We start from the raw sequence: 25,213 nt of genomic DNA, 5'->3' as shown, positions 1-25,213 counted from the left end.
AGCGAAAGGTATATCCTCCTTTACAGTGGCAATATAAAGAGAAACAGATTAACGGTTAAATAAAGTATAATATTCCACGAAAATGGAAATATTAGTCATATTTGTAAGGCTGTTTCTGCTGTTATCGCGAGATTTATTGAAAATACATCCTGAAGCAATAGAATATAATTTCATAGATTAAAATTTAGTCTATAGTCGATCTTGTTATAAATAAGCTAATAAGTGAGATTAAATATTAATATCTGAACTATCATTAAGATGATATTAAGGAGACGATGCTTTCTGTTGTTATATCTGACTATTGAACAAGATTATTACCTTTATTCTAACCTACTTAATTCCTGTTTTGTTATCTATACATCTGTATTTTCGGTGTTATTATGATTTTTGTTGCAATTTTGTATTTTTGCAGCGAATTGCTCTTAATACTGATGTTTTATCAAACAAAATAAATTTTTTAATAAAGTTAAAAGATAAATTAAAAGCTTATAACACCAAAAAATAATCTAATAAAAAAAGATAAATGCGGGGAAAAAGTTATGTCACAGATGTTAGCTCTGTTTCTGATTGTGGGGATATTATATATCGGGGATGCTATTGCGGTTAGAACGAAAGCGTGGGTTCCTTCTGTTTTCGTGTGTGCGGTATTATTTTTAATCGGTTATTGGACTATTTTCCCAAAAGATATTGTCAGTATTGCGGGTATTCCTCAAGTGGTGGCAATTGCCTTAATGTATTTGCTAATTACCAATATGGGAACACTGTTATCTTTAAAAGAATTATTGCGTCAGTGGAAAACTATTTTAGTTTCATTAGCGGGTATTTTAGGGATCATCATTTTTACCTTAATTATTGGCGTAATGCTATTCGATTTAAATACAGTATTGGTTGCTGTACCTCCATTAGTTGGTGGTATTGTCTCTTCACTAATTATGTCAAAAGGTGCAGCGGAAGCTGGTTTGGTTGATTTATCGGTTTTCGCTATTTTAATTTATGTTATGCAAGGTTTTGCGGGTTATCCGTTAACCGCAATAATGTTAAAAAAAGAAGGGCGCCGAGTTCTGGAAAAATACCGTAATGGTCAATGGAAAGAAACATTAGCTACTGGAGAAACAAAAGAGGTTGAAGTCAAAACACTCGTTTCTGAAGACGAAATGCCTCGTATGTTTAAAAAAATTCCTAGCCACTATAATACAAGCTATTTCAAATTCTTACGTCTAGCTTTCGTAGGGTATTTAGCATATTTAGCGTCCAGTTTTGCCGCACCTTTTGTTAGTATTAGCCCTTTTGTACTGTGCTTATTATTCGGTGTAATTGCATCTTCATTAGGCTTTTTAGAAAGGCAGCCATTGCAAAAGGCTAATGGCTTTGGCTTTGCTATTATGGCGTTAATGTTGTTTATTTTTGATACATTAAACCATGCCACCCCAGATATGTTATTACGCCTAGTTTATCCGATGGTGGTATTAATTTGTGCTGCAGTGATTGGAATGTTTATCGCATCATGGATTGTTGGCAAAATTCTAGGCGTGACTAAAGAAATGGCTTTTGCTGTTGCGCTCACTGCATTGTATGGTTTCCCTGCAGATTACATCATTACCAATGAAGCGATTAATGCATTAACAAAAGATGAAAAAGAGCGGCAAGTATTAACTAGCCATATGTTAGGGCCAATGTTAGTGGGTGGTTTTATTTCTGTCACTATGGTTTCTGTGGTATTAGCGGGCATTATGGTTGCGTATATTGTTCCAGTAGCGGGGTAAATAAAACAATGGAAACAAGTACTTCAAGAATTCAGCGCCATTTAGAACAATTGGCAGAATATACTGCGACACCAGGTCAAGGTACAACGCGGATGAGCTATAGCGAGCAAGATAAACAAGCTCGTGATTATTTAAAGCAGGAAATGACCGCGTTAGGTTTACACGTTCGCGAAGATGCGATCGGAAATATTTATGGGCGTTTGGAAGGTCAACAGCCTAATTTACCGGCAGTTATTATTGGTTCTCACTTTGATTCAGTTCCTCACGGTGGTGCATTTGATGGACCAGCGGGGATAGTCACGGGGTTAGATGTTGTTGCTCGGATACGCGAACAAAACTTAACACCAAAGTACCCATTAGAGGTGATTGCGCTGGTGGAAGAAGAAGGAACCAGTTTTGGCCGTGGTTTGATGGCTTCAAGTGTAATCACGGGGCTAATTGGCACCAAAGAATTGCACCAATTAAAAGATAGGCAAGGGGTAAGTGCCGCTGAGCGAATGGCTGCTGCGGGTTTTAATGCCGACAAAGCGTCAGAAGCTGTGCTTGACCCTAAAAAAGTGAAAGCCTTTTTAGAATTACATATTGAGCAAGGCCCCGTATTAGAACAGGCGAATGAAGATGTTGGCATCGTCGAAACAATTGTTGGTATTAGCCAGTTAGAAATAAAACTCACAGGTAAAGCAGGGCATGCTGGCACAACACCGATGAATATGCGCGCAGATGCCCTTGTTTGCGCTAGCCGAATTATCAGCCAAATCCCTAAGCTTGCAGAAGCTGCGGGGGATAATACTGTCGCGACAGTGGGACGGTTGGCGGTTTTACCAAATGGGGCTAACGTGATCCCAAGTGAAGTCACCTTCAGTGTTGATATTCGTTCTAAAAACGATGAAGCCCTTAGAAAAGTCATCGCTCAAATTATGGCTTTAACAGAGCAAGAAAGTACTGAAGCGGGAATAGGCAGTGACATTATTCAGCCATTATATGTTCAACCGACTGAGCTAAATAGCGAGATTCATACTCTAATGCAAGAACATGCCAGCGCTCAAAAGCTACGTTTTCGTAGCATGGTCAGTGGTGCAGGGCATGATACGATGATTTTTGCACAGATCACCCAAACGGGACTGATATTTGTCCCAAGTCGCAATGGGCTTAGTCATCATCCGGATGAATGGACTGATTATGCACAAATTGCACGCGGTGTTGATGTGATGTTTGAAACCGTTAAGTCACTCATAGAATGTTAATTATTAATTATATAAGCCATGCAAAACGTTATTTTGTGATGGGGTAAAAGGTAGAAAAATGATCAGCAAAACTATTACAGCCGCAATCAAAAAACATACTCAAGAAATGATTGCATTTCGACGTGATTTACATGCTCATCCTGAATTGCCATTTGAAGAAGTACGTACAACAAAACGTATTGCCGAAGAATTAGACAAAATAGGCATAGAATATCGCTTAACTGAGCCAACAGGGGTTATCGCTGAAATCAAGGGGGCGAAGCCAGGCAAAACCGTTGCATTACGTGCTGATATTGATGCGTTACCCGTATTGGAATTAAACGATTCGTTAGAATATAAATCCACTACAGCAGGGAAAATGCATGCCTGCGGTCATGATGCACACACAGCCATGTTGTTAACCGCGGCCAAAGCGCTATACGAGGTACGTGAAGAGTTAGCCGGCAATGTGCGTTTGATTTTTCAACCTGCGGAAGAGATTGCTCAGGGTGCATTAGCGATGATCAAACAAGGGGCTATCGAAAATGTGGATAACGTGTTTGGTATGCACATTTGGACAACGACGCCATCAGGCAAAGTTTCTTGTAATGTTGGCGGTTCATTTGCGTCTGCGGATTTATTAAAAGTCACCTTTAAAGGACGAGGTGGGCACGGTTCTATGCCAGAGGCGACAATAGACGCTGCGGTTGTTGCTTCGGCTTTTGTGATGAATTTACAAGCTATTGTTTCTCGTGAAACCTCATCATTAGATTCAGCAGTGGTAACGATTGGTAAAATGGAAGTGGGAACTCGCTTTAATGTTATCGCTGAAAATGCGGTATTGGACGGAACGGTACGGTGTTTCGATATTGAAACGCGTAATCGTATTGAAGCCGCTATCCGCCGTTATGCAGAACATACTGCAGCGATTTATGGTGCAACAGCACAAGTCGATTATATTTATGGGACTTTACCTGTGATCAATGAAGAGCGCAGCGCACTGCTTGCTCAGTCAGTTATTTCGCAAGCCTTTGGTGAGCAAGCGTTGATCAACGAAAGGCCAACCCCAGGGGGCGAGGACTTCAGCTTCTACATTGAAGATATTCCGGGGTGTTTTGCGTTGCTAGGTACCGGGAATGCTGAGAAGGATACGCAATGGGCACATCACCACGGCTGTTTTAATATCGATGAAGATACGATGGCGACGGGGGCTGAGTTACATGCACAATATGCATGGGCCTATTTACAGCAGCAGGAATTTTAATTGAGTATGTTAATGCTCTTAGGGCTCGTTATTCTACCTATACCGGGCCTCCCTTTGACTTTGTTGCCTATTTATTTTGTTTATTAACACTCAGTATAGCGGCTAAGTATTTGGTCGCTATACATTATGATGGGCAAATATAGCCTCCCTTAGACGCTGTTGTTGTGTAAAACGTTGGTCTTCATTGAGTTGTGGGTCATGGGATAACTGCATTAGCATTTCATTCATATGGTGAACAGCGTTTTCACCAATGAGCCGGTCAACTTTTTCGATAATTTCATCATAGTAGGGCATGTTTTAAGCTCCAATTAATATAGTCTATGGCTATTAGAGTGTTATAGGTATTTATGATGTCAATTTTGTTTCTCTATGACCATAACGGCCATCGTATTGGGTTCTAAGGCTCGCATGATATGCGGCTCATCTCCTGGATAATGAATATAATCCCCAACTTTTAACTCGACAGGGTTATCTAATGGGCCAACCAAAGCCCTACCGGCCATAATAATGATATGTTCACTTACACCATGCATATGTGGTTCTGAAATACGGTCACGACCCGGTTGGGCAATAACAGTATAAATATCACGTCGTGAATCATTAGGTGCAGATGATAATAAAAATGCTAAATAATTAGCATGTTCCGCACTGACGGGAAGGGCTTCCCCGTGGCGTATCACAGTGACAGCATCTTGTTTTTCTTCAATTAAACGAGCAAAAGGGATATCTAACGCAACACAAAGCGCCCATAAGGTTTCGATACTTGGGTTACCACTACCAGATTCCAATTGCGATAAGGTCGACTTCGCAATACCTGCTTTACGAGATAACTCGGACAACGATAACCCATTTTTTTGCCTTTCACGAGCCAGTGCTTTGGAGATCAACTCAATGGGGGGCGAAGGTAAGTTCAATTTTTTATCCTATTTATAATACTCGCTACAGATGATGAGGCTTACGCATTTGTCACCTACCTGCAACTTGAATTTTTCTGAGTATTGATTGCACTTTATAGTAAAGATCGACATAATGAACAAATGTATTTTATATCGAACGATTGGAAAGTGCTAACTTCAACACTTAATAATAGCACAGTGAAAAATATCGCTCTCGTTTGTATTGCGGACTTAATTGTCGGTATTTCATATGGTGCACTTGCCCTTTCTCAAGGTTTTGATTGGTGGGTCCCTCTGACGTTATCTATTTTAGTACTTGCTGGAGCCTCTGAATTTTTATTTATTGGGGTTATTTTTTCAGGGGGAAGCCCCATTTCAGCTGCCTTAGCGGGTCTACTGGTTAATTCAAGGCATATTCCTTTTAGTTTTGCGGTTAGTGACCTAACAGGCAAGGGGGCAAAAGCGCTATTGGGTTACCACATCATGAACGATGAAAGCGTTGTATTTGGCTTAGCACAAGAAACAAATACAGAAAAACGCGCCGCATTTTGGCTGTGTGGGGTCGGGATTTTACTTTGTTGGCCTATAGGTGTACTGATTGGGGAAGTATTAGGCAGTTTAATCAGTGACACACATGTCTATGGCATGGATGCTATGTTTCCTGCGATTATTTTAGCGCTTTCATTGCCTGCGCTCACGGATAAACGCTTACGGATTACGGCCATTGTGGGCGCCGTTATTGCTGTTTTGGTAACCCCCGTCTTACCTGCTGGGATACCTGTTTTACTCGCATTATTGAGCCTAGTTATTTATATAAGGAAATAGTCATGACAAACAGCCCATGGTTAATATTTTGCGGGGTTTTACTACTAGCGGTCGGTACTTATTTAATGCGCGCATCTGGTGCATTACTTAGAGGCCGGGTGATTTTATCGGAAAATAGCAAAGCCCTTTTTTCAGCGGCAGCAATTATTATTTTGTTTTCTGTGGCCGTAACCTCTACATTATTTTCAGGAGAACAGTTGTCGGATTGGCAAAAAATAGTAGGGGTGTTAGTTGCAGGCGTACTTACATGGTATAAAAAACCATTTATTGTCATAGTTTTGTCTGCGGCAATTGTCACTGCGCTACTTCGGTTAATTTAGAATACAACTAATTGTAATTAGCGCGATAAAGCCCCTACCTAAAGAAAGTAGGGGCTATCAATTAAGCGGTTAAGTCTTTAATCGTCTCAGAAGGGCCATTGGTTTGTACTGACGCAATACCTTTTAATGCAGATTGTTTAGATGCATACATTTCACTTGTCGCAATGATCTCATGGTTAGCTGCTTTTAAAACGAAATAATAAGGCTGAGCAACATCTTTGGTAGATTTTTTTAATTCATAATACCCCATGGTAGGCTCCTGACTTTTGTGGTTAAAAATATGAAAACCGAGGAATAAATCATAAGCAGCAAATAAATATCTGCTTAAATAAGGTTAGTCGCTATTAGGTATTATTACTAGAAGAGGGGATAAAATTCAGAAAAAGTTCAAAAAAAAGCCCCTGATAAACAGAGGCAATCGTAGGATATATAGAACTCTTTATTATGTGGCTAAGATATCGGCTTCTATCTTATAAGGCTAGTCGATTATAGTTATCGATAAAAAAGGTTTTGCCGATAACGCCATGTAAGTTAACTGATATAGCTTACTACTGGGTTACTGGTGTATTGTTAGCTTTAGGCATCGGCATTGGAGTTATGTTCTTAAATTCAGGGACTTCCATCACGGTTACTTTAACCATGTAGCGTTTGCCATCTTCAATTTTAGGTGTATTATCCGCCAGCTTTTTTATTGTTTCATTTGGGGTAGTTGTCTGTTCCGCCACGTTATAAACCATATTATGGTGATTGCCATTTCCCATATGTTGACGTGGCATGTGGTTATTCCCTCCATTGCCGATGTTTGCTGCTGTCGCAGCAAAGCCGATAGACATTAAAGTTAGGGCGAATAAACTGGTAGTTATTTTTTTCATTGCGATTTCCTTTATATTGGTGATGAACCAATAGTTAACCAATTGATTTCCACCCGCAATCGCTTTTACCTCCGCTGACTGAAGCTCCTTAATTACTGCACTTTTTGTTCAATCTTAATTCATATTCATGAGAAAACAGTGGGTTAGTAGACTTTTTTTTACATTTTTAGACCTCTTGTGCTAATGGGAACTTAAGCACTGGAGACATCAAATCGGATAGTCTACGATGGTAAGTTAGGTTCTATATCAATAAAACCCTAACAAAGTGAGCGTATATGTCTGATAAAAAAACACCCCTTTCTTTGCTTGATTTAGCACCAATTATTCAAGGTTCCACAGCCAAGGAGGCTTTCGCTCATTCCCTTGATATCGCAAAATTAGCGGAAAAATTGGGTTATCACCGTTATTGGTTGGCAGAGCACCATAATATGACAGGGATAGCTAGTGCTGCGACTTCAGTGTTAATTGGCTACCTTGCCGCGAATACTCACACTTTGAGACTTGGTTCTGGGGGCGTCATGTTACCGAACCATTCACCATTGGTGATAGCCGAGCAATTTGGCACACTTAATACGTTGTATCCTGAGCGAATTGATTTAGGTATTGGGCGAGCTCCTGGAAGTGACCAAAGGACAATGCAAGCATTACGTCGTCATATGAATACGGATATTGATAATTTCCCGCAAGATGTAGCACAAATCGTGAGTTGGTTTGATGCAACTAACCCAGAGCCTGCGGTACGCCCGGTTCCTGGGTATGGTGAGAAAATCCCCGTATGGCTACTTGGCTCAAGCTTATACAGTGCGAGGTTAGCGGCTCAAATGGGGTTACCATTTGCGTTTGCTTCACATTTTGCACCGGACTTGCTGCTGCAAGCACTTGAGGTTTATCGTGCTAACTTTAAGCCATCATCACGGTTGTCAAAACCTTATGCCATGGTCTGCATTAATATTATTGCGGCAGACACCCAGCGCGAGGCCGAGTTTTTATTTACGTCGATGCAACAAGCTTTCGTTATGTTACGCCGAGGTCAGCCATCGCAGCTTCCCGCCCCTGTTGAAAGTATGGAAAACATTTGGTCGCCAGCAGAGGAATTTGGTGTGCAACAAGCATTGGGGATGTCATTAGTGGGAGATAAAACTAAGGTGGGTTACGGTTTACAAACCATTTTACGCCAAACTCAAGCCGATGAAATCATGGTAAATGGTCAAATTTTCGATCATCAAGCACGTTTATATTCCTTCGAGTTAGCTATGCAAGTCATGAATGAAATTGTTTAAATTAGCTTCATAGCATTTGTTTGCAAGAGCGCGGGCAATCAACTTTTATTCATAACCAGAAAAGATAACCCAGAGAACTCTGGGTCATTGACGGTTAGCAAGCGATTTGCGGGTGGTGAGGCTCTAAAGGCGGTAAACCATGCGCTGCTCGCGCTCTGTCACAGGCTTCATTATATATTCCATCCTGCCAAGATTGCTCAAATTCACGACACGGCGTAGGCCTTTGAGCATAAATGGAACAAGATACACATTTGCCTATTGTGCCTTCTAGGGCGGTACAACGGGTGTTTTGTTTTTGGTTAGTACCCTGCATACAGCTCATAAACGGCGTAATCTGCTCAGTTAAATGTTGGGGAACAACACCGCCGCCGCTTTCGGCTTCAGCCCAATAAAATGAGACACGAAAATAGGCGCAACAAGCACCGCAGCTTATACAGGGGTTATCTGAAGGATCAGTTTTTAGTATATGGACATTAGTCATATAAAGATAAAACTCCAAATATTTAAAACGATTAGAAATGTTAATGTTAATCGAAATATAGATATTGAATTAAACTTGGTAATTCATTGTATTGAAGTAATATGTATTGATGGTGGACATATGCAATGTTGAAATCACATAAGAAATGGTACTGCATTTGGGGTTGTTTTTAGTGCTTTAAAAAACTTCCCCAAAACCCCACCAAAATTTATCCCCAAAATAGTATGGAAACCGAGTCGATTAAATTACAACAATTTGCCATTCTTTTCCACGATCATCATTATATTTATCTGTCATTATTTGGGTTCGATGACCAAGTAATTTTTGTGTATCTATCCCTTGTTCTCTGTACAATCTTTCAGATAATGATCTAAGTTCATGGAAAGATGGTGCAGCGCCATCTTCCCATTCCAGCCCACATTTGTTTCGTGCATTCTTAAATGATGTAGTTAATGATGCATTTGATACCTGCCCTCCAATTTTTGCATTACCTGCAGTATGTTTGTAATGTAGTAGATAGGGGCTAACAACAAGATCTCGGCACATAGAAACAACATCACTTAATGTTAAATTCAACGCATCACATCTTAGCGATAGAGGTATTGCTAACTTGGTCCCTGTTTTTTCTTGCTGTACATGTAACATTCCATCCCAGATGTCTGAGAATTTCATGTTAGTAATATCACCAAGCCGTTGCCCTGTTATAACCGCCAATAACATCCCACAGCGCAAATAATGCTGGTGGTTTGCAGATTGCTTATAAATTTTTTCCCATTCTTCAAATGATAAACGCTCACGCTTGACCTTGTTTCTTGGTTTTTTGGTGGCCTGAGCAGGATTATAACCGGGAGGAACATGGCCCATGTGCTGTGCTTCTTTAAAAACATCGATAAGAACAAAACGCACAATTTGCGCCATTCTGTTGTGGCCTAGTGCTTTTACTTCATCAATGATCCCAGCTATTTCTAATGCTGTAATATCCTTGAGTGGTAGTGTCCCGCAATGCTGTTTAAATAAATTTAAGGGCTTTATTTTTTGTTTGTATGAGTTTAGTTTTAATTCGTTTAGTTCGACTCGCTCTTTCTGAATCTCTAGATATCTATCGATCCAGTTTGTAACGCTAATTCCCACTTTCTTGTTTTTAATTGTAGATAATCGTTCATTAACGCTGAGTATTTGTTTTGTTTGTTGCTCAGCGATAACTGTATTTGCTTGAGATGCCACAAGTGCGGCTTCCTCGGCATCCGTGCCAAGGCTGTGAAAGGTTCCAGTTAGCGGGTGTTTGTACTGCCAGTAAACTTTTCCGTTTCGTTTATCAAGCTTTCGATATAGATTAGGAATTGTAATTTTATGAGAGCGTGGTCTTGCAGCCATCAGATAATATCCTTTTTAGTTTGTCGCTTGCGCCATTTGGCAATTGCGGTTTTGAAACAACCCCGACCCACCGAGAATCACGATCTATCACCCATTTATTACCCACTTTAAGGGCTGGTGGTACCATCATGTTCGCTTTGGCGTACTTTCTTAGTACTTGAGTGCTGGGGGCGTTTTTACCGAATTCTAATGTTGCCCACTCTTCTAGTGATACCATCCTAGACATAATTATCTCCACATCTGCCGCATACAGATTTAAAAATTAAATATCGTCGTTAACTGGTTTAATTAAATGCTGGTGGATAATAGACACATACTTAGCTTGATGAATTGCATCGGCTAACGCATTGTGTTGCTCACCTTCGAACTGAAGTGTTTTCTTTGGATCGATTCCAGCATTACGGCCTATCTCTACAATCGTTCTAACACAACGATTATTCCAGTGTTTCCAGAATGGCTCTAAAACAACGGCAATATAAGCATTACGAAGAATGACATTATCGTAATCAACGCCATTCCCCCACACCTGCACATCATCAGTTAATGCATCTTCAGCAAAGCAATTAAGTTCATGTAGTGCTTTACGTAAATTAACCCCATCAGCAATGATAGCAGCTCTAGCTTCACTGCTTTGCTGCATCCACCAAAGCACAGTATCAGCATCTATATGAAGCCCTGCACGTTGGCAGCTACTTAAATCGACCACTTGGTAAAATGTAGACCCAATCTCACCAGTTGAAGGCTCAAAAGCTACTGCACCAATAGAAACAATGGCTGCATTGTTATGTGTGCTCATTCCCTCTAGATCTACCATTAAGTGTTTAAATTTCATTACGTCGCTCCAATTCAGTTTTAATCCATTCTTCGGCTTGGCCATTGCATGCAAGAACATCACCCATCATCAATTCAATATCAATCGATTCATTTGCTACGTGAGTGAGTTGACTCATAAACTTAGCAAACTCGTTTAAATTACAATCAATAAAATTAGCTCGATACGCACTAATTAAATGATTACGTGCAAATAGAACACCAAGCTTCATTTGTTCTTTATTGAATAGTGGCTCTTTCCGTAGTTTTTCAATTTCAGGACATAGTTTACGAATAAATTTTACCGCCTCTTCATGGCTTACTGATTTTTCCATTTGCTGATTGAACCAGGAGTTCAAATCACTAGAATGAGCTTTCATGTCATCGTGCATTTCAGGCTCAATCCATTGATAAATGCTCTGGACCCATGAGCGAGCTTCTTTGACATTACCGATAGATAGGTAGTGATCGGCAATCATCAGAACCATACTCCAGCGGTGAATATCCCAAGATAGTTTGAGGTCCATTCCGGCATTACGCTGAAGGATTTCAATTTCTTCTGTAAGTTTATTATTCACAATCACTCCTCCAAAAATTCTTTAAATTCTTGAATCTTTTCCTTTCTGCCTGCGCTAATTCCTCTTGAATAAGCAGTTTCCACTAAATCTATAATTGAGTTTATATTTTCTTTGGTTAGCGCTGTGTTATATATGGTTGCAGCTGGTGACCCATTTTCAAAAATAAACTGAATACCGTATTTATCTTTTTTATATTTATTAGATAAAATAGCCATAATCACACTCGCTTAAACTCAATAACCCACACCCACGGATTACTTTCATAATTACAGTCAGGCTTACTAACTGAATCCCATAAGTGACGAAACCAGCAAAATGCATCAGTACTGCCGCCAGTTAATTCTCTCTCCAGCGGATAGCCTTCAGCTTTAAAATCATCGTCGCTAGCTGCCTGTAGTCGCTCTACTCGAACATCAGTAATTTCTAGAGTGATACGTGAGTGACAACGTTTCATTCTAACTGGGGACTGCCATTTAACAGGAACATCTGCCCCACAGGCAGTTCTATACCTAACAGCATTTGGCTTATCTGCTTTATAAACAAAAAACTCACCAGTACCACCAAGGCAGTCGCGTCGCACTTGTAACCCAGCGGTTTCACGAACCCAAAGGCGATCGCCAACTCCACCGTGTGGACAGGCTATGCCAGCAATGCCAGCCCATATCCCTTCGTTATCCTGCATCATATCTTCGATATTAATCATTGACTGACATATATTACTAGGCCACCAAGTACCACCGTTTTCATTTGGTTTTGGCTGTGGCTTCATTATTATACGAGTTTGAGTTTTACGGCCATCAAGGATGGCGCGTACCATTTCTGAGTTAAAAATAATTCCGCGCTCTTTCATATCAGCCACCTATGCGTGTAGCAGTTCTAATGCGCTCATAAACCTCACTAGCTTGAATACGTTCATCACCAACATCACAGGCGCAGAAATATTCAAATGCAGCTTTTTCAGCTTCTTTATGTGCCCTGAGGAATTTTGCCTTTAGTTTTGCCACATCAAGCCTTAGCCATGAACAAACAGGACCGTCTTCTGATTCAGAAATGCCACCAATAAACCAGCCATCACCTTGAGGTTTGCTAGGCACCCAACCTGAGATATCACACTGGCCATCTTCAAAGTAGAGTTTGAATGTTGGGTGACTTTCATCGATATCGCCATCCATATAGACATTACAGATTTCAAGGCAGTTGTTATCAAACCATTGTTTTAAATATTCAACATCTTCACTTACGGGAATTTGCGAATGAGCCCAGTAGCCAAGTTCGTCGCGTTCTACTAATTCAGGTTTAATAGACATAATTAAATACCTTTATTTGCTTCAATTGATTTATAGGTAGACTTCATTTCTTGATAAAGTTCTTTTCCTTCACCTGCTTCGTAAAGCTCTTTCCATTTATCCCAATTATCGATAACAGCAGACCACTGGGGTGAGCATGCTTTCATTTCATGTAATTGGCTTGCTAGCTCAGGTACGGCTTCTAGTAATCGAATGCAGCGGCCTAAATCAGCACCATCCCAAGGGTAATGATTTGGAGCGCTAAATTGACCAGAAAGAACGGAAGCCATATATTTTGAACTCGCCCCAACATCATCACTAGCAAGCCATGCAGCAAGACCCATACCTTCAGAAGCTTTAATAAGCGGCTTTTTGAATTCATCACAAACCAAATTTGCAGCCCTAATAATGGCATTCATATAACGAGGTTCAGCAGGTATGCCGGGTATTTGTTTTTCTATTTCATTAGAAATAGCGGAAATTAAATCAATTTGGCTAAGTTGCATAATTAATACTCCACACAAAATTTAGATAATAAAAGTCCGTCTCTTAATAAAGAGAATTAATTCCTTGGTGTTGGCTAAATAACTTAAAGCTTGGATTCACCGCCAAGTGAATCAATTAATACTTTTATTAAAATATTTAATTCAGAAATAATTAAGAAGAAATCAGCATCAAAGCGTTGGTTATAATCTTCTCGTTCGATATCATCATTAGTTTCTAAAAATGCGGAATCAAATTTAAGCGTAGATAAAACAAAACTATCATCAATACAGAATGTAACCCTATCTTCATAACCTAATGATAATTTAGTAACTAGTTTACCTGCTTCAATATTTGTTTGAATTTCATCAGAAATTAAGTCTTGTTTTGTATATTTAGCAATTCCACCTTCTTCAAGGATGGCTTTCATTTCTGATTGCTCACCAAATACAAAGCCTTTTGGTAATTGCCCGCTTCTAACCCATTCTGTTAGCGTTAATTCAATAGGGTCTTTCATCGTTAACGGTACGACAGGCAGAGAACCAAGAGCCTTACGTATCATTGCAAAACACTCTTCAGCACGTCGATGTGACGATACTAGCGCAGCAATAAAGCCATCAGTAAGATTAACCCACACATCGAAACGGGTATACTTAGAGAATGCACGAGGTAGCAGTTCCTGAATAACTTCATCTTTAATGGCTTGGCGTTCAGCTTTCTTTAATTTTCTACCCTGATCCGCTTCTAGCTTCTCAATTTTTTTATTTAACTCATTATTGATAACAGGAGTTGGTAGCATTTTATCTTCTTTAAAAAGAGATATAAGCATCTGGTCATTAACTTGATGAGTCAAACAATCAGAATTACCAATACCAAGTGGTGGAATGAAGCCAAAACGTTGCATATCAAGTGAACCGCAAGGCTCATATTTTAAATTTGATAACTGCTCTTCGATATTATTAAAATCAATATCGCGAGTTATTCGATAAATAACTAGATTCTTAACATTAAAAACACTCATAAGATAATCCCTATTAAGTTAGCTTTGCTTTTCACCACAGAAAGGACAGTGAGACATTTTTACGTTGGTATCGAGTCTAGTTAAGTTCTTTGCCATTTCACCGTTTTTCTTTTTGGCACGATAAGCAAATTTATAATTAAGCATTACGTGAAATTTGCCATTTGAAAAATCAAGCACCTTATTATCCCAACCTGTTTCGGTGTCAGAAATAATTCCACCTTCAGTTACTTTCAGTGCTAATTTAGAATTTAATTCTTTAGCAACTCTATTCATGCAATCACACATATTTATGTCCTCAATAATTAACTCCACACAATAAATAAGACCACTGACAATATATAAAGACATATTACCTAGTATGGACTGACATAAAGTCAGTGACCTTATGTATTATGATAAAGGGCGGTGCGATACCGCCAAAAACTACAAGGGTCACTTATTACTAGCAGCGGCAATACTATTTTCAGCCAAGATACGCTGATAAATTTCTTCACGATGTACAGCAACATCTTTTGGGGCTTCAATACCAATCCGCACTTGGTTTCCTTTGACCCCTAAGATTTTAATTTTAATATCATCGCCGATCATGACTTCTTCACTGACTCTACGGGTTAAAATAAGCATTCCCATACTAAGTACTCCACACAATTGAATTCAGTTAAGCACTAACAGTAACTGCACACATATCCATGCACTCTGCAATTTCTTCGTCGAGCTTTTCGAGTTCAGCTTGCTTGTTATCACGGTCAGCTTGCAGTCTTTTAAGATGATTAATTAGTTTAGCCTTTGCCAGTATCCACTCGCGTACATCATCCTGCGACATTGGCACACTAAAAGTAACAATTGGTTCATTTGAATTGGTTTGCATGATATCCACCTAATGATTGTCTCGATGGAATAAATATAGCAATGAGTATTAATTATAGCAATAAGTATATTTTATTTGTTTTAATATGGACTGTATTTGATTGAAATTAAAGAGATTATTTTTTTATGTTTATAATAATACGAAAGGCTATCAGAATTTTTATAGAATAATTCTTGCAAATTTTACTTGAGAATATAAAGTATAAAACAATTTACTGTATAAATACACAGTAAATAACCAAAAGCTACAATGTTATATTCGAGAGGAATGAGACGATGGTGATAGTTTTGGTGAGAAATGGGGTTGGTAAGTATAGAGAGGTGCTTGTTAGTAAAAAAAAGAAAACAAGCTATCTCCTGAAATCACGAACAAGAAAGACAACTACACCGATAAATAGTGCAGAGGATAAATCAATCAATGGCACTCTATTATCATCAACTGACAGGAAGCCGTGACTACCACCATCTAAAAATTTATATACAGAAATAGAATTGTTGACCTGCGCTATCACCAGATCCCCCGTTCCTGGTGTTATCTCAGTATCTACAATAGCGATACTCCCGTTAGGTGCCTCAGCGCACCCTGTATTGCGACTAAGGACATATGCACGGTAAGACGGTAATGGCTTGCCCATGGGGGATAAAACGAAATCGTCAGTCTCACCAGTCTCATCCCAAACTGAAATATTAAGAGATTTATCTAGCCTAAATTTTTGCTCGTTATTAGACCCTTCCATTTCCCCAATGCCGTTCGCCAACCAATCAACATTCACGCCAAGAGCATTAGCTATATCAACTAATTTAACAGAGCCTTTAGCTTTTCCATTAACTAAACGCCAGATAGTAGGTTGAGCAACACCTGATGCTTCAGCTAAAGCACCCTGAGTCATATTGCCCCTATATTTCATAGCCTTTTGAAGGCGTTCAGACAGTGTCGTTTTCATGAATGCGAATTTATAGTCATGCGTATTAAAAATCAAATTCTCATTGCTATTGTATAAATTAATACTCATTGCTATTATTTATCTCACGACAATACTAAAAGGGTTAAAAAATGAAAAACGAAGCAATTCAAAAAGCAATTGATATTGCTGGGGGGCAAAAAAAACTAGCTGACTTATGCGGCGTTAGCCAACCTACAGTTTGGCGTTGGCTTCATGGAGGTGGTGTAGACGCAAGGTTGGTTATGTCTATTGTGAAAGCCACCAACAATGCTGTTTTACCTCATGAAATAAGACCAGATCTGTATGAACTAATTGGAACAGGCAAACAATAACAAATCCAACTAACTGAGTTAACTACCAACAAAGCAACGGAATTGTAGATATGTGCAAACAAACATTAAAAGAAGTCGTAAAAGAAATGTGTAAGGCATTCCCTGGTGGTCGTTCAGCGATGGCGGCTGCACTTGGAATTAGCGAAACCACATTCAACAACAAGTTGTATGAAAAAAATGGTTGTCGCTTTTTTGAAAATGATGAGCTGGAAGCAATGGAAGACTTATCAGGTACTAGAAAGCTGGTGGAATACCATGCAGCACGGCATGGCCTGTTATTACGTGAGCCTGTAAAAGCGGGCGATCTTAGCCATATAGATTTATTTGAAAAAAAGCTATCAACGGATGTTAGGCGTGGAAAGGTTGACCAGATCATTAAACAAGCGCTTGAGGATGGGGAGATAACACAAGATGAAGCAAATGATATTAGGAAGGCTCACCGCAAGCATATGGCGGCAAGGGATGAAGAAATTGAATCAATCATCATCTTGCATACGCGCGTTAGAAATAAGTGACGCCTCAGATATGCGGTCCGAGGCGTCGAGAACGCTAACAACTTTAGTGTGGAGTAATTAGCATGAGCAGTTTAAACCAGTTTCAACCTAAAAAGCAATTCCGCTGCTTACCAGTATCGAAATGTAGTCCGTTTCAATATGTAGAGATCATAACCTCTGCTGACGAGTCGGGCAACTACCAGACTAAACAACAATTGGTAGACAACAAAGATCTAGAAGGTATCTGGGCTCAGTACTATTTCCGCAGTGGGAGAGAGGTTAATGAGCAATGAAAAGCATAAAAACCTTAACCGTTACTTCCGAGATAGGCGCGGCATCGTCGTTAAAGTCATTGAGTGGGATCCGTACCAAAAACGGGTCATCTTCATGTGGGGTGATTATCCACATCGGTGCTTTGTTCCACTCTGGTTATTTCAACGTGATTACACAGAAGTTAAGTAGGTAGCAGCATGAGCGTAAAACTATCAAGTTATGTTTGGGATGGCTGCGCAAGTGCAGGTTTGAAAATAACCTCTGTTGCGATAATGGCCCGTCTCGCCGATTTTTCAAATGATGATGGTGTTTGTTGGCCATCAGTACCGACAATTGCCCGGCAAATTGGTGCGGGTGAAAGCACTGTTCGTACAGCAATAAAAGATTTAGAAAAGGGTGGATGGTTATCCAGAGAGAAGCGTCGTAAAGGTAACCGCAATGCGAGCAATATCTATCAATTAAATGTTGATAAATTAGCTTCAGCGGCAATGGCTGCGCTTTCTCAACCAGCAGAATCTGACCCGTCAAATTCTGCCCCCTCAAAACCTGATGCGTCAAATTCTGTTGCATCAAAATCTGTCCCGTCAGAATCAAGCAAAAATAACCGTTTTGACCCACCAGAATCTGGGGGCGATCCGTCAGTAACTTCAAAACAAGATCCATCAGTAACTAACTCTTCGTCGCAGAATTCTAACGAATCCAGCGACCAGTCAAAAATTGATTTTTTAAATCGTTACCCAGAGGCGGTGATTTACAGCGCTAACTTCAAAAAATGGGGAACGGAAAAAGACCTAGAGTGCGCCCAATGGCTATTTGAACGGAAGCAGTGGTTATTTCAAGAGCGTGGTATTGGTGAGCCTGATAAGCCTAACTTCACTGAATGGTCGAATACCGTTCGACTGATGCGTGAAATTGACGGGCGCAGCCACAAGGAAATTTGCCAACTCTACAAGCGCATTACCCTCGATGATTTCTGGCATTCAGTCATTTTATGCCCCTCCAAGCTCCGCGAGCAATGGGAAAAGGTCATTGTTAAATTTGCCAGTGGACAAAAAGTGAGTGTAGACCCAGTAGAACGTGACAATGCTTACACACGGATCATTGGTTCCAGACTAACCCCTAAAAACCGTATTGAAGAAATTGCAGCTGAATTAGCGGGCAAACAGGGTGTTCGTAACATGTCGGATTTTGTAGGCCGCAAGGCATGGGCAGGCATTTGGCAACAAGCAGCAGAGCAAGCAGCGAAAGAGGTGACAGCATGATGCGTAGTGAAACTAAAACAATCTATGGCGTTGACGTGCTAGGCATGATTGCCATGTTCAAACAGCTACGTAAATGGCGCACTATTCGCAAGCTTCGTAACAGATGGAATCAATCCCGTTGTGATTTAGTGAGTTGCAGGAAGTTTCGCCACTTAAACCATCATGCTGACCATTTTCAAGTTCAGCAGCGTTATAAGCATATGCGCGAGTATGTTAAATCCCACCAGCAGCGAGGTGCTATCTGATGAATAAATACATTCAAAGCCTCGAGGCGCTTAAAGCTAAACCACGACATAAGCTTAATGAGATTGGGGATCAGTGGTGTACACCCGATGAATTGTACTGGGGTATCAGCTCGATATATGGGTTATTCAAACTCGATTTATTTACTGACGGTAAAAACACTAAGGCACCTAACTTCTACACTGCAGAAGATAATGCTTTAACTCAAGATTGGTCGGAAAAGCTAAAAGAAGTTGGCGGTGCTGCATTTGGTAATCCACCATATTCACGCAGTTCATATCACGAAAAACAGGCTATAACGGGTGTTGGCCACATAATGAACCACGCCTTTGCAATGAGAGAGAAAGGCGGTCGCTATGTTTTTCTTCTGAAGGCGGCAACAAGTGAAAGCTGGTGGCCAGAAAATGCAGATCATGTTTGCTTCATTCGCGGTCGTATTGGGTTTGAGCTCCCTGCGTGGTTTAACCCATCAGATGATAAACAGAAGCCAACGGGGGCATTCTTTGCTGGCGCTATTGTCGTTTTTGATAAGTCATGGACAGGTAAACCATTTGATTATATCAAGCGTGAGGATCTAGAGGAACGAGGCAGAATATTCATAGAGCAAGTTAGGTGGTTAGCGAAGAGGGTGGCTGCATAAAATGATAACTGAATACCAATACACGCAAGGAATTGAAGTCATTAGGATTGGACGCGAATTTAAAACAATAAATGCAGCGATCCTAAAAAATGTTGCTAGTTATTCACCATCCGCTGCACACCGAACTTTTGAAATGCTGGAAAAAATTGGCTGCATAAAATATGTCGGCAATTTCCCTGCAGGGAAAACTAAGCAGAGGTCAAAGCAATACAGCATTGATCCCCACGCAATTACAAAGCTAAAAGCAATGTGGGAGACAAAATTAGAGGAGAAGGAAAAACCAGAGAGGGCAGAAAAGCTTAAAATACAGCCACTATCCGAGCCTAAAAAAGTGGACGAAATCAAGAAGTGCGAGCCCGAGCCTCAATTTGAGTGTGGGATTAAAGTTGTTGAAAAAGCTTACATAGGCGATATGGGGAGCGAGACGCTGAAGAAATTAGATAGACTTTTGGTGGGGGTTAGGGCGTGAAAAACAAAATGCCAGAAATTCACCAATGCAAATGCGGCAGTGAAGATCTGCATATTCTTACCCTCGAATACCGCACTTGGTTTTATGTTTATTGTCATAGCTGCGGTAAAAAAAGCCCTGCAATAAATGATAGGACAGAAGCGGTAAGAATTTGGAATGAGGTGGTATCAAAATGAATTCTTCAATTACTTTAATACTCCCATTTCCACCTAGTGTTAATGCTTGCTGGCGGAACATTAACGGTAAAACGTTAATTAGTGCAAAGGGGCGTGCATTTCGGGCAAATGCAGCTGCAGCAATCTATGAACAACTACGCAAAAGACCAAAGGCAATCACTAAGCATGTATCTGTCATTGTGAGGATGTACCCACCGTCAAAGCGTCGAATGGATATTGATAATTACTTGAAAGCCCCCTTCGATGCATTAACACATGCTGGGGTTTGGAGTGATGACGTTCAGGTTAGACGTGCTGTCATTGAATGGCATGAAGTCGTAAAGGGTGGTCGATTTGAAATTGAGATAAAGCCCCTTAACACAACGGTGGAGAAAATATCATGAGCCACAAATGGATATTAACCCCTATCATTATTCCTGAAGTTAATGCTGTGATGTTTAAACCAGGAGTAAGCCTAAATTTGTTTAATGGCAGAATGCTGATAACAACATTACCTGATGAATTAAAGCATCAACCATCAGGCCTTATCTCTCTTGCTGACCAATACCTCAGCGACGTAGTAAATGATGAGCGAGCATCAAAACCTGTATTAAATTTAACCATCAACCCCGAGCCACCAGCTAGTTTGATGTTGAAGCCTAAATTACAGCGCTGGATTAATGATAACTACCTGCAGTGGGTAAAATCACAACCATGTTGTGTCTGTAATTCCATCGCGCACGAAGCACATCACCTAATCGGTCATGGTCAGGGTGGAATGGGCACTAAGGCCCATGATTTGTTCACTATCCCATTGTGCCGTATTCACCACAGCGAGTTGCATAAGGATCCAAATGGGTGGGAAAGCGAACACGGAAGCCAATTATATTTTTTATTTCGATTCCTAGACCGTTCAGCGGCACTGGGTGTTTTTGGTTAATGCGTTGTGCGGAACGCAGGAGACTTTTTGCATGAGAGATATTCAGTTGGTTCTACAAAAATGGGCAGGGTGGACGAGCGATAATCCGAGCATCGATTATTCCCATATTGCTGCAGGCTTTAAAGGTCTAATTGCAAACAAGGAACCATCAAGAGAGTCATGCAGTGATGATGACGGAATAATTATAGATAGCGTTATTGCGAAGCTACGGCAGGTTAGAAAAGAGGAAGAGCTAGAGTTAATTGTGTTGCATTACCTTTATGGGGTGTCAAAACGCAATATTGCTAAGGAATGGAAAATGAGTGAGGGGCGAATTAGGCAAATGATGCAAGTTGCTGAAGGCTTTGTGGATGGTTGCTTAGCCATGCTGGGTGTAACCCTAGAAATGGACTCTGAGGTTATTAACAAAGTAAAAGCGATAGATAGTAAAAAAGTATTAGTGCGCTACGCAAATTCGATGTTATTGTGATAAGAGTGAATACGTTGTCACCTAACTTATAGAATGAAACCTCGCCATTTGTGCGGGGTTTTTTGCTTTCTGGGACTCAATAATGCAAATACCTACCGAATTAGTGTTCAGACCCGCCAGCGAATTACCAACTGAAGATTTAGAAGGAAAAGAGGTTATTGTACTTAATCCGTGCGATGGTTGGCATATTGGATATATTCAAGTCGATAAAGATGAAGATGATTGCTTTATCGGAATTTACTATTCACCCGGTGAGATAATGAGCCCTCATAGTTTTTATGTTGCGTGGGCACTTTTGCCAGATGGCATAGCTTTGAGTGATAAATTTGAGGGCGAGCCGAGCAATACTTGAATCGCCATTGTTGCGTATGTGAGCGGTACGACCATTCAACGGCAGAGCACAAATAACAAAAAGTGATATCAGAAGTGGGTGGTCATACTGTGACAATCATCAAAGGATAAGTTTAAATTTTAGTCTATTATTATTGAACAAAGGTAATTCGACGAACATCAGTCAGACTGTTTAATTACCAAAAAAATCACAAAATGTTTATGAATAATATGTGCGATGTATAAATAAGGCTCCACTTCGGTGGGGCTTTATTTTTGGCAAAAAAATACCACCTTTCGGTGGTGGCATAAATTAAATTACTGGGAAGCCAATAAAATGGAACCAACAATGCTTGATGAGTTTTTATACCACTAAGTTGACTTAAGGTAAATATATAAAAGCGATTCAGTTCACATAATGAAAACTCTATTTGCTAGCTTCTATCTTGCACATAGTGGCACTAAAGCGAGTAGGGTTTTCATTGTGGAGAATGCCAAGGCTGATTGGCTAACTCGCATGGGTTATCTGTACTTATCAGGATAGAAGCACACACGCCATGGGGAACCTGAACGCATACACTCTCAGCGTATGCCTCCACAACACCATTTCGAACAACAAAATATTCCAAAAATTATTCCAAGGGCTGCGCATTGCGTGGCCTTTTTCTATTTAAGAGAGGTAGTTATGAGTGCCCAGAGTGATAATGAACAAAATTTATACGAGGCCATGAAAAATGCGGCATCTAACGCCGCATTGTAAGGATTTAATATAGCTATTCAACATCACTTAAACGATAGGTCTCATCCAAGCCCCGAGCAGACTCCAGAATATCAGAATAAGTAGACTGTATTTTCCTAGAAAACTCCTTGGCGGTTTCCTCTGATAAAGTGGGATCTACACTTAAGAGGTTGGATTCATAATCTCGGTCTTTGATACTTTCAATGACCGAGTATGCTAAAGCTTTTTTTGTCATCAGGCAAAAAATGCAACAAGATGGAAATTGTGTGTTGAAGAGCTAAACATTTAGCTTGCACTATTAATATTCTCCACCGAAGTTAATCAGCCATCCCTTCGGTAAGTCACATAGGGCTGAACCTCTAACTTAACCTAAATATCAACTGAATTCATTAACCCACACTAGCTACTGTAGCTGGTGGATTTTCTATTACCCACGCACTAAGGAACGTAACTATGTACGCACTTAAATTAATGACAGAACGTAATGGCCGTAAAGTTGAGGAGTCACATTATTTGGGAAAAATGTACCGACTTGAGTTTTATCCAGTAGTCGATAATCCCGATATAGTTGCTCGACTGGAATACACAACAAAAGACGGTGTTCCTGCATTTGATATCAAACGAACAGATCATGCCTACATTACGACGGTAACTGGCGATACGGTTCGAGTTATCTGCAGAGGTAAAACACCTTCTCATTAACTGTTAAGAGAACAAATAATTTATGAGCACATCAATAGGGATAACCCTCGGTGCTGCTGGCGGTGGCGCGATGGGCGGTTTCCTTATTGGTGCCGACTATGGCGTTGTGCTAGGCGCAGTTATAGGCGCATCAGTTTCCGTCATTGCATCCAAAGATAATAACCGACGAAAGATACTTCATTTTATTTTGGCGTTAGGTGCGGGGATCCTCATTGCTAAAGAAGCCTCGGATTTTATTGCTCAGGTATGGCAATGGGAAATTAGCCCTAAGATAACAGCCATTATTATTTCGGCTTTATTAATCCCCGTTTTGGTGCTAGCTGCAAACAAAGACAACCTTAGAAAGTTGTTTAGTCGTATTGCCGCATCAATAGACCGAAACTTCAGTGGTATCGTACAAGCCATTAAAGATTGGCGAAATAAAGGGGGTAACTGATGGATGCCTTCTTAACGATTTTTATGGATATAGCCCGCTGGATAGATACTCACCCACTAGGGACTGCTGATATTTTGTTTAAGTCCGCTTCGGCAATCACGGTGTTTTTATGTCGTTACGCTAAGCGTCGGGATTCGATTATTGGCACCGTCTTATTTGTTTGTTGGGTTTATCAAATTTATCAAACGGCGGTGGGCGAGCGTATAGCAGCATCATCAGATGTATTGTTTAGTGGCGTTTTATTTACCGTTATCTTCTCTGCTGGTGGAAACATCATGTCGGTAGTCGTCATTAGTAAGCTATTAGCCCGAATCAAATCAATCTGGCTGCTCATTAAGCGGCCTTTTACTTTTATGGTGAAAAAATGACTGAACCTAAATGGCTAACTGAAGCCAGAAAAGAAATTGGCGTTTCTGAACATACCGCTGAAGGTTCGAAAGCCGTAGATCAAATGTGGATTGATAGCAAGTTACGTGGATTGGTTGGTACTGCACGTAAAGTGCCGTGGTGTGCTGGTTTTGTTAATGCCATGTTAGAGCGTGCTGGTATTAAATCCCCTCGCAAAGATGCTTCAAGTTCATTTGATACTTTCGGGCAAAAGCTAACAGAGCCTAAATATGGCTGCATTGTTCGCTTCTCACGCTCAGGCGGTGGGCATGTTGGTTTCTGTGTTGGTAAAACTGAAAATGGCTCGCTTCTTATCTTGGGTGGTAATCAATCAGACGCAGTAAACATCAAAGCGTTTGGGACTGACCGAGTTGTTGCTTATCGCTGGCCTGATGGCGTTGAAATCGATAATCGACCGATACCAGTTGGTGATGCTGCGCTGTCAGTGAAAGAGTCGTGATATGAAACTCGGTGAAACGATAATTTGCGTAGCTGTCATTTTGTTTATGACAGTCTTTATTGGCTGGCAAGGTGGAAAAATTGAAAATCTCAATAACCAACTATCTGTAAGCCAGCTACTAAATAGAGTAACCCAATCAGCAATCACTCTTCACTATCAAGTATCACTCGATAATATCAAAGCAAAGCAATTAGAGGACTCAGAACATGTCAAAGTTAAGACTGTTATCAAAACAGTGCTCAAAGACAATGAGTGCGCTAATACTGCTGTTCCCGATGATGTTGTTAGTGAGCTGCGGAAATACAAAAGAGGTATTGACTCCCGTTCATTCAGTACCGATACCAGCGCAATTAACCGCTGATTGTCCTCAGCCTGATGTACCAGAGCATATGGACTGGAAAGATATGCCACAGTTGCTCGTTGATGCCATGAAATCAATAGCAAAGTGCAACTTGGATAAGAAAGCAATACGGGAAATTGAACAACAACGAGCCTCTAAGTAATTAGGGGCTTTTTAATGGAGAAATATCATGGCAACACAAGGCTTCGATAAACCAGCTCAATTCCGTGAAGAGTTGGATAAAAGTATTCCGAA

41 protein-coding genes are annotated in these 25,213 nt (G+C 40.4%); 23 read left to right on the top strand and 18 right to left on the bottom strand.

Going from position 1 to position 25,213, the window contains the following annotated elements; genetic code table 11:
* The first annotated feature begins 539 nt into the window (after positions 1–539).
* Genes ACIPUA_RS03970 through ACIPUA_RS03960 form a run of 3 tightly spaced genes read left to right on the top strand, consistent with a single transcriptional unit; the run spans position 540 to position 4,250 of the window.
* A complete protein-coding gene (locus ACIPUA_RS03970) occupies positions 540–1,763 on the top strand; it encodes a hypothetical protein (RefSeq protein ID WP_042844104.1) in 1,224 nt (407 codons plus the stop codon).
* Positions 1,764–1,771: 8 nt separating this feature from the next.
* A complete protein-coding gene (locus ACIPUA_RS03965) occupies positions 1,772–3,007 on the top strand; it encodes an allantoate amidohydrolase (RefSeq protein WP_449059296.1) in 1,236 nt (411 codons plus the stop codon).
* 58 nt (positions 3,008–3,065) lie between these two features.
* Positions 3,066–4,250: an amidohydrolase gene (locus tag ACIPUA_RS03960; RefSeq protein ID WP_166687145.1), complete on the top strand. Its 1,185-nt coding sequence runs from the start codon at positions 3,066–3,068 to the stop codon at positions 4,248–4,250.
* Positions 4,251–4,367: 117 nt separating this feature from the next.
* On the opposite strand, the gene ACIPUA_RS03955 is transcribed toward ACIPUA_RS03960, so the two are convergent.
* Together ACIPUA_RS03955 and ACIPUA_RS03950 are read right to left on the bottom strand one after the other, a co-directional pair.
* Complete coding sequence (locus tag ACIPUA_RS03955) at positions 4,368–4,544, bottom strand: DUF2526 family protein (RefSeq protein WP_072035161.1); 177 nt, start codon at positions 4,542–4,544, stop codon at positions 4,368–4,370.
* 59 nt (positions 4,545–4,603) lie between these two features.
* Positions 4,604–5,164, bottom strand: coding sequence for a helix-turn-helix domain-containing protein (locus ACIPUA_RS03950; protein WP_042844101.1), 561 nt, complete (start codon positions 5,162–5,164; stop codon positions 4,604–4,606).
* 123 nt (positions 5,165–5,287) lie between these two features.
* On the opposite strand from ACIPUA_RS03950, the gene ACIPUA_RS03945 reads away from it, so the two are divergent.
* The gene (locus ACIPUA_RS03945) at positions 5,288–5,971 is read left to right on the top strand and encodes an AzlC family ABC transporter permease (RefSeq protein ID WP_272693679.1); all 684 of its coding nucleotides are present in this window, start codon (positions 5,288–5,290) and stop codon (positions 5,969–5,971) included.
* 2 nt (positions 5,972–5,973) lie between these two features.
* Positions 5,974–6,291, top strand: a complete 318-nt coding sequence (locus ACIPUA_RS03940; protein ID WP_042844097.1) for an AzlD domain-containing protein — start codon at positions 5,974–5,976, stop codon at positions 6,289–6,291.
* A gap of 61 nt (positions 6,292–6,352) precedes the next feature.
* On the opposite strand, the gene ACIPUA_RS03935 is transcribed toward ACIPUA_RS03940, so the two are convergent.
* Positions 6,353–6,541: a YegP family protein gene (locus tag ACIPUA_RS03935; RefSeq protein ID WP_042844096.1), complete on the bottom strand. Its 189-nt coding sequence runs from the start codon at positions 6,539–6,541 to the stop codon at positions 6,353–6,355.
* Between the two features lie 298 nt (positions 6,542–6,839).
* Positions 6,840–7,163, bottom strand: coding sequence for a hypothetical protein (locus ACIPUA_RS03930; protein WP_042844094.1), 324 nt, complete (start codon positions 7,161–7,163; stop codon positions 6,840–6,842).
* A 275-nt stretch (positions 7,164–7,438) separates the two neighbouring features.
* Here ACIPUA_RS03930 and ACIPUA_RS03925 point away from each other — a divergent pair, with 275 nt between their 5' ends.
* On the top strand, positions 7,439–8,443 hold the full coding sequence (locus tag ACIPUA_RS03925; RefSeq protein WP_042844093.1) for a luciferase-like monooxygenase: 1,005 nt from the start codon (positions 7,439–7,441) through the stop codon (positions 8,441–8,443).
* A 94-nt stretch (positions 8,444–8,537) separates the two neighbouring features.
* Here ACIPUA_RS03925 and ACIPUA_RS03920 read toward each other — a convergent pair whose 3' ends face one another.
* The 14 genes from ACIPUA_RS03920 to ACIPUA_RS03855 all read right to left on the bottom strand — a co-directional run bounded on the left by ACIPUA_RS03920 (position 8,538) and on the right by ACIPUA_RS03855 (position 16,251).
* Positions 8,538–8,924 carry a YkgJ family cysteine cluster protein gene (locus tag ACIPUA_RS03920; protein WP_042844092.1) on the bottom strand — a complete coding sequence of 129 codons (387 nt, stop codon included), beginning with the start codon at positions 8,922–8,924 and terminating at the stop codon, positions 8,538–8,540.
* Between the two features lie 240 nt (positions 8,925–9,164).
* The gene (locus tag ACIPUA_RS03915) at positions 9,165–10,298 is read right to left on the bottom strand and encodes a phage integrase Arm DNA-binding domain-containing protein (RefSeq protein WP_449059295.1); all 1,134 of its coding nucleotides are present in this window, start codon (positions 10,296–10,298) and stop codon (positions 9,165–9,167) included.
* Positions 10,273–10,524, bottom strand: coding sequence for an excisionase (locus ACIPUA_RS03910; protein WP_349487052.1), 252 nt, complete (start codon positions 10,522–10,524; stop codon positions 10,273–10,275). Before ACIPUA_RS03910 ends, ACIPUA_RS03915 begins: the two co-directional genes overlap by 26 nt.
* Before the next feature lie 36 nt (positions 10,525–10,560).
* Positions 10,561–11,130, bottom strand: coding sequence for a 3'-5' exonuclease (locus tag ACIPUA_RS03905; protein ID WP_449059294.1), 570 nt, complete (start codon positions 11,128–11,130; stop codon positions 10,561–10,563).
* Positions 11,120–11,686, bottom strand: a complete 567-nt coding sequence (locus ACIPUA_RS03900) for a hypothetical protein (protein WP_449059293.1) — start codon at positions 11,684–11,686, stop codon at positions 11,120–11,122. Before ACIPUA_RS03900 ends, ACIPUA_RS03905 begins: the two co-directional genes overlap by 11 nt.
* 2 nt (positions 11,687–11,688) lie before the next feature.
* Complete coding sequence (locus ACIPUA_RS03895; RefSeq protein ID WP_449059292.1) at positions 11,689–11,901, bottom strand: hypothetical protein; 213 nt, start codon at positions 11,899–11,901, stop codon at positions 11,689–11,691.
* 2 nt (positions 11,902–11,903) lie between these two features.
* Positions 11,904–12,536: a hypothetical protein gene (locus ACIPUA_RS03890; protein WP_449059291.1), complete on the bottom strand. Its 633-nt coding sequence runs from the start codon at positions 12,534–12,536 to the stop codon at positions 11,904–11,906.
* Position 12,537: 1 nt separating this feature from the next.
* The gene (locus ACIPUA_RS03885) at positions 12,538–12,993 is read right to left on the bottom strand and encodes a hypothetical protein (RefSeq protein WP_449059290.1); all 456 of its coding nucleotides are present in this window, start codon (positions 12,991–12,993) and stop codon (positions 12,538–12,540) included.
* A gap of 2 nt (positions 12,994–12,995) precedes the next feature.
* The gene (locus ACIPUA_RS03880) at positions 12,996–13,478 is read right to left on the bottom strand and encodes a hypothetical protein (protein ID WP_449059289.1); all 483 of its coding nucleotides are present in this window, start codon (positions 13,476–13,478) and stop codon (positions 12,996–12,998) included.
* A gap of 83 nt (positions 13,479–13,561) precedes the next feature.
* On the bottom strand, positions 13,562–14,476 hold the full coding sequence (gene rdgC, locus ACIPUA_RS03875; RefSeq protein WP_449059288.1) for a recombination-associated protein RdgC: 915 nt from the start codon (positions 14,474–14,476) through the stop codon (positions 13,562–13,564).
* Positions 14,477–14,494: 18 nt separating this feature from the next.
* Positions 14,495–14,749 carry a hypothetical protein gene (locus ACIPUA_RS03870; RefSeq protein ID WP_275076804.1) on the bottom strand — a complete coding sequence of 85 codons (255 nt, stop codon included), beginning with the start codon at positions 14,747–14,749 and terminating at the stop codon, positions 14,495–14,497.
* A 159-nt stretch (positions 14,750–14,908) separates the two neighbouring features.
* Positions 14,909–15,100 carry a carbon storage regulator CsrA gene (gene csrA, locus ACIPUA_RS03865; RefSeq protein WP_449059306.1) on the bottom strand — a complete coding sequence of 64 codons (192 nt, stop codon included), beginning with the start codon at positions 15,098–15,100 and terminating at the stop codon, positions 14,909–14,911.
* Between the two features lie 34 nt (positions 15,101–15,134).
* Positions 15,135–15,344: a hypothetical protein gene (locus ACIPUA_RS03860; RefSeq protein WP_164528383.1), complete on the bottom strand. Its 210-nt coding sequence runs from the start codon at positions 15,342–15,344 to the stop codon at positions 15,135–15,137.
* Positions 15,345–15,693: 349 nt separating this feature from the next.
* Positions 15,694–16,251 carry a helix-turn-helix domain-containing protein gene (locus ACIPUA_RS03855; protein ID WP_267490868.1) on the bottom strand — a complete coding sequence of 186 codons (558 nt, stop codon included), beginning with the start codon at positions 16,249–16,251 and terminating at the stop codon, positions 15,694–15,696.
* A 146-nt stretch (positions 16,252–16,397) separates the two neighbouring features.
* On the opposite strand from ACIPUA_RS03855, the gene ACIPUA_RS03850 reads away from it, so the two are divergent.
* The 17 genes from ACIPUA_RS03850 to lysC all read left to right on the top strand — a co-directional run bounded on the left by ACIPUA_RS03850 (position 16,398) and on the right by lysC (position 25,121).
* Positions 16,398–16,619 carry a helix-turn-helix domain-containing protein gene (locus ACIPUA_RS03850; protein ID WP_094962336.1) on the top strand — a complete coding sequence of 74 codons (222 nt, stop codon included), beginning with the start codon at positions 16,398–16,400 and terminating at the stop codon, positions 16,617–16,619.
* A gap of 50 nt (positions 16,620–16,669) precedes the next feature.
* Positions 16,670–17,134: a YmfL family putative regulatory protein gene (locus tag ACIPUA_RS03845; RefSeq protein WP_449059287.1), complete on the top strand. Its 465-nt coding sequence runs from the start codon at positions 16,670–16,672 to the stop codon at positions 17,132–17,134.
* 261 nt (positions 17,135–17,395) lie between these two features.
* The gene (locus ACIPUA_RS03840) at positions 17,396–17,575 is read left to right on the top strand and encodes a DUF4222 domain-containing protein (protein WP_181489602.1); all 180 of its coding nucleotides are present in this window, start codon (positions 17,396–17,398) and stop codon (positions 17,573–17,575) included.
* An 8-nt stretch (positions 17,576–17,583) separates the two neighbouring features.
* Positions 17,584–18,648: a helix-turn-helix domain-containing protein gene (locus tag ACIPUA_RS03835; RefSeq protein WP_449059286.1), complete on the top strand. Its 1,065-nt coding sequence runs from the start codon at positions 17,584–17,586 to the stop codon at positions 18,646–18,648.
* A complete protein-coding gene (locus ACIPUA_RS03830) occupies positions 18,645–18,893 on the top strand; it encodes a hypothetical protein (RefSeq protein WP_449059285.1) in 249 nt (82 codons plus the stop codon). Before ACIPUA_RS03835 ends, ACIPUA_RS03830 begins: the two co-directional genes overlap by 4 nt.
* The gene (locus ACIPUA_RS03825) at positions 18,893–19,531 is read left to right on the top strand and encodes a phage N-6-adenine-methyltransferase (protein ID WP_048608715.1); all 639 of its coding nucleotides are present in this window, start codon (positions 18,893–18,895) and stop codon (positions 19,529–19,531) included. The genes ACIPUA_RS03830 and ACIPUA_RS03825 overlap by 1 nt, the downstream gene beginning before the upstream one ends.
* 1 nt (position 19,532) lies before the next feature.
* Positions 19,533–20,000, top strand: a complete 468-nt coding sequence (locus ACIPUA_RS03820; RefSeq protein ID WP_240133334.1) for a hypothetical protein — start codon at positions 19,533–19,535, stop codon at positions 19,998–20,000.
* Between the two features lie 172 nt (positions 20,001–20,172).
* Positions 20,173–20,559 (top strand): RusA family crossover junction endodeoxyribonuclease, encoded by a 387-nt coding sequence (locus tag ACIPUA_RS03815; RefSeq protein ID WP_166685737.1) that lies wholly within the window; start codon positions 20,173–20,175, stop codon positions 20,557–20,559.
* Entirely contained in the window at positions 20,556–21,095 is a 540-nt protein-coding gene (locus ACIPUA_RS03810; protein ID WP_166685736.1) for a DUF968 domain-containing protein, read from the top strand. Before ACIPUA_RS03815 ends, ACIPUA_RS03810 begins: the two co-directional genes overlap by 4 nt.
* A gap of 31 nt (positions 21,096–21,126) precedes the next feature.
* A complete protein-coding gene (locus ACIPUA_RS03805) occupies positions 21,127–21,564 on the top strand; it encodes an antiterminator Q family protein (RefSeq protein ID WP_166685735.1) in 438 nt (145 codons plus the stop codon).
* An 82-nt stretch (positions 21,565–21,646) separates the two neighbouring features.
* A complete protein-coding gene (locus tag ACIPUA_RS03800) occupies positions 21,647–21,916 on the top strand; it encodes a hypothetical protein (protein WP_241098309.1) in 270 nt (89 codons plus the stop codon).
* Positions 21,917–23,086: 1,170 nt separating this feature from the next.
* Positions 23,087–23,335, top strand: coding sequence for a hypothetical protein (locus ACIPUA_RS03795; protein ID WP_110591881.1), 249 nt, complete (start codon positions 23,087–23,089; stop codon positions 23,333–23,335).
* 22 nt (positions 23,336–23,357) lie between these two features.
* A complete protein-coding gene (locus ACIPUA_RS03790) occupies positions 23,358–23,771 on the top strand; it encodes a putative holin (RefSeq protein ID WP_166685732.1) in 414 nt (137 codons plus the stop codon).
* A complete protein-coding gene (locus tag ACIPUA_RS03785; protein WP_166685731.1) occupies positions 23,771–24,139 on the top strand; it encodes a hypothetical protein in 369 nt (122 codons plus the stop codon). The genes ACIPUA_RS03790 and ACIPUA_RS03785 overlap by 1 nt, the downstream gene beginning before the upstream one ends.
* The gene (locus tag ACIPUA_RS03780; RefSeq protein ID WP_166685730.1) at positions 24,136–24,618 is read left to right on the top strand and encodes a TIGR02594 family protein; all 483 of its coding nucleotides are present in this window, start codon (positions 24,136–24,138) and stop codon (positions 24,616–24,618) included. The genes ACIPUA_RS03785 and ACIPUA_RS03780 overlap by 4 nt, the downstream gene beginning before the upstream one ends.
* A 1-nt stretch (position 24,619) precedes the next feature.
* Positions 24,620–24,979 (top strand): hypothetical protein, encoded by a 360-nt coding sequence (locus tag ACIPUA_RS03775; RefSeq protein WP_166685729.1) that lies wholly within the window; start codon positions 24,620–24,622, stop codon positions 24,977–24,979.
* The gene (lysC, locus tag ACIPUA_RS03770; protein WP_432212249.1) at positions 24,867–25,121 is read left to right on the top strand and encodes an Rz1-like lysis system protein LysC; all 255 of its coding nucleotides are present in this window, start codon (positions 24,867–24,869) and stop codon (positions 25,119–25,121) included. Before ACIPUA_RS03775 ends, lysC begins: the two co-directional genes overlap by 113 nt.
* The last annotated feature ends 92 nt before the right edge of the window (positions 25,122–25,213 follow it).

Source organism: Providencia sp. AGC89, from assembly GCF_053543535.1.
This window is presented reverse-complemented; position numbering and strand designations above follow the sequence as displayed.

What these genes read in the sequence shown, in the direction of transcription:
- ACIPUA_RS03970 (WP_042844104.1), top strand. Translation starts at nt 540, where the DNA reads ATGTCACAGATGTTAGCTCTGTTTCTGATTGTGGGGATATTATATATC.
- ACIPUA_RS03965 (WP_449059296.1), top strand. Translation starts at nt 1,772, where the DNA reads ATGGAAACAAGTACTTCAAGAATTCAGCGCCATTTAGAACAATTGGCA.
- ACIPUA_RS03960 (WP_166687145.1), top strand. Translation starts at nt 3,066, where the DNA reads ATGATCAGCAAAACTATTACAGCCGCAATCAAAAAACATACTCAAGAA.
- ACIPUA_RS03955 (WP_072035161.1), bottom strand. Translation starts at nt 4,544, where the DNA reads ATGCCCTACTATGATGAAATTATCGAAAAAGTTGACCGGCTCATTGGT.
- ACIPUA_RS03945 (WP_272693679.1), top strand. Translation starts at nt 5,288, where the DNA reads ATGTATTTTATATCGAACGATTGGAAAGTGCTAACTTCAACACTTAAT.
- ACIPUA_RS03940 (WP_042844097.1), top strand. Translation starts at nt 5,974, where the DNA reads ATGACAAACAGCCCATGGTTAATATTTTGCGGGGTTTTACTACTAGCG.
- ACIPUA_RS03935 (WP_042844096.1), bottom strand. Translation starts at nt 6,541, where the DNA reads ATGGGGTATTATGAATTAAAAAAATCTACCAAAGATGTTGCTCAGCCT.
- ACIPUA_RS03930 (WP_042844094.1), bottom strand. Translation starts at nt 7,163, where the DNA reads ATGAAAAAAATAACTACCAGTTTATTCGCCCTAACTTTAATGTCTATC.
- ACIPUA_RS03925 (WP_042844093.1), top strand. Translation starts at nt 7,439, where the DNA reads ATGTCTGATAAAAAAACACCCCTTTCTTTGCTTGATTTAGCACCAATT.
- ACIPUA_RS03920 (WP_042844092.1), bottom strand. Translation starts at nt 8,924, where the DNA reads ATGACTAATGTCCATATACTAAAAACTGATCCTTCAGATAACCCCTGT.
- ACIPUA_RS03915 (WP_449059295.1), bottom strand. Translation starts at nt 10,298, where the DNA reads ATGGCTGCAAGACCACGCTCTCATAAAATTACAATTCCTAATCTATAT.
- ACIPUA_RS03910 (WP_349487052.1), bottom strand. Translation starts at nt 10,524, where the DNA reads ATGTCTAGGATGGTATCACTAGAAGAGTGGGCAACATTAGAATTCGGT.
- ACIPUA_RS03905 (WP_449059294.1), bottom strand. Translation starts at nt 11,130, where the DNA reads ATGAAATTTAAACACTTAATGGTAGATCTAGAGGGAATGAGCACACAT.
- ACIPUA_RS03895 (WP_449059292.1), bottom strand. Translation starts at nt 11,901, where the DNA reads ATGGCTATTTTATCTAATAAATATAAAAAAGATAAATACGGTATTCAG.
- ACIPUA_RS03890 (WP_449059291.1), bottom strand. Translation starts at nt 12,536, where the DNA reads ATGAAAGAGCGCGGAATTATTTTTAACTCAGAAATGGTACGCGCCATC.
- ACIPUA_RS03885 (WP_449059290.1), bottom strand. Translation starts at nt 12,993, where the DNA reads ATGTCTATTAAACCTGAATTAGTAGAACGCGACGAACTTGGCTACTGG.
- ACIPUA_RS03880 (WP_449059289.1), bottom strand. Translation starts at nt 13,478, where the DNA reads ATGCAACTTAGCCAAATTGATTTAATTTCCGCTATTTCTAATGAAATA.
- rdgC (WP_449059288.1), bottom strand. Translation starts at nt 14,476, where the DNA reads ATGAGTGTTTTTAATGTTAAGAATCTAGTTATTTATCGAATAACTCGC.
- ACIPUA_RS03870 (WP_275076804.1), bottom strand. Translation starts at nt 14,749, where the DNA reads ATGAATAGAGTTGCTAAAGAATTAAATTCTAAATTAGCACTGAAAGTA.
- csrA (WP_449059306.1), bottom strand. Translation starts at nt 15,100, where the DNA reads ATGCTTATTTTAACCCGTAGAGTCAGTGAAGAAGTCATGATCGGCGAT.
- ACIPUA_RS03860 (WP_164528383.1), bottom strand. Translation starts at nt 15,344, where the DNA reads ATGCAAACCAATTCAAATGAACCAATTGTTACTTTTAGTGTGCCAATG.
- ACIPUA_RS03855 (WP_267490868.1), bottom strand. Translation starts at nt 16,251, where the DNA reads ATGAAATATAGGGGCAATATGACTCAGGGTGCTTTAGCTGAAGCATCA.
- ACIPUA_RS03850 (WP_094962336.1), top strand. Translation starts at nt 16,398, where the DNA reads ATGAAAAACGAAGCAATTCAAAAAGCAATTGATATTGCTGGGGGGCAA.
- ACIPUA_RS03845 (WP_449059287.1), top strand. Translation starts at nt 16,670, where the DNA reads ATGTGCAAACAAACATTAAAAGAAGTCGTAAAAGAAATGTGTAAGGCA.
- ACIPUA_RS03840 (WP_181489602.1), top strand. Translation starts at nt 17,396, where the DNA reads ATGAGCAATGAAAAGCATAAAAACCTTAACCGTTACTTCCGAGATAGG.
- ACIPUA_RS03835 (WP_449059286.1), top strand. Translation starts at nt 17,584, where the DNA reads ATGAGCGTAAAACTATCAAGTTATGTTTGGGATGGCTGCGCAAGTGCA.
- ACIPUA_RS03830 (WP_449059285.1), top strand. Translation starts at nt 18,645, where the DNA reads ATGATGCGTAGTGAAACTAAAACAATCTATGGCGTTGACGTGCTAGGC.
- ACIPUA_RS03825 (WP_048608715.1), top strand. Translation starts at nt 18,893, where the DNA reads ATGAATAAATACATTCAAAGCCTCGAGGCGCTTAAAGCTAAACCACGA.
- ACIPUA_RS03820 (WP_240133334.1), top strand. Translation starts at nt 19,533, where the DNA reads ATGATAACTGAATACCAATACACGCAAGGAATTGAAGTCATTAGGATT.
- ACIPUA_RS03815 (WP_166685737.1), top strand. Translation starts at nt 20,173, where the DNA reads ATGAATTCTTCAATTACTTTAATACTCCCATTTCCACCTAGTGTTAAT.
- ACIPUA_RS03810 (WP_166685736.1), top strand. Translation starts at nt 20,556, where the DNA reads ATGAGCCACAAATGGATATTAACCCCTATCATTATTCCTGAAGTTAAT.
- ACIPUA_RS03805 (WP_166685735.1), top strand. Translation starts at nt 21,127, where the DNA reads ATGAGAGATATTCAGTTGGTTCTACAAAAATGGGCAGGGTGGACGAGC.
- ACIPUA_RS03800 (WP_241098309.1), top strand. Translation starts at nt 21,647, where the DNA reads ATGCAAATACCTACCGAATTAGTGTTCAGACCCGCCAGCGAATTACCA.
- ACIPUA_RS03795 (WP_110591881.1), top strand. Translation starts at nt 23,087, where the DNA reads ATGTACGCACTTAAATTAATGACAGAACGTAATGGCCGTAAAGTTGAG.
- ACIPUA_RS03790 (WP_166685732.1), top strand. Translation starts at nt 23,358, where the DNA reads ATGAGCACATCAATAGGGATAACCCTCGGTGCTGCTGGCGGTGGCGCG.
- ACIPUA_RS03785 (WP_166685731.1), top strand. Translation starts at nt 23,771, where the DNA reads ATGGATGCCTTCTTAACGATTTTTATGGATATAGCCCGCTGGATAGAT.
- ACIPUA_RS03780 (WP_166685730.1), top strand. Translation starts at nt 24,136, where the DNA reads ATGACTGAACCTAAATGGCTAACTGAAGCCAGAAAAGAAATTGGCGTT.
- ACIPUA_RS03775 (WP_166685729.1), top strand. Translation starts at nt 24,620, where the DNA reads ATGAAACTCGGTGAAACGATAATTTGCGTAGCTGTCATTTTGTTTATG.
- lysC (WP_432212249.1), top strand. Translation starts at nt 24,867, where the DNA reads ATGAGTGCGCTAATACTGCTGTTCCCGATGATGTTGTTAGTGAGCTGC.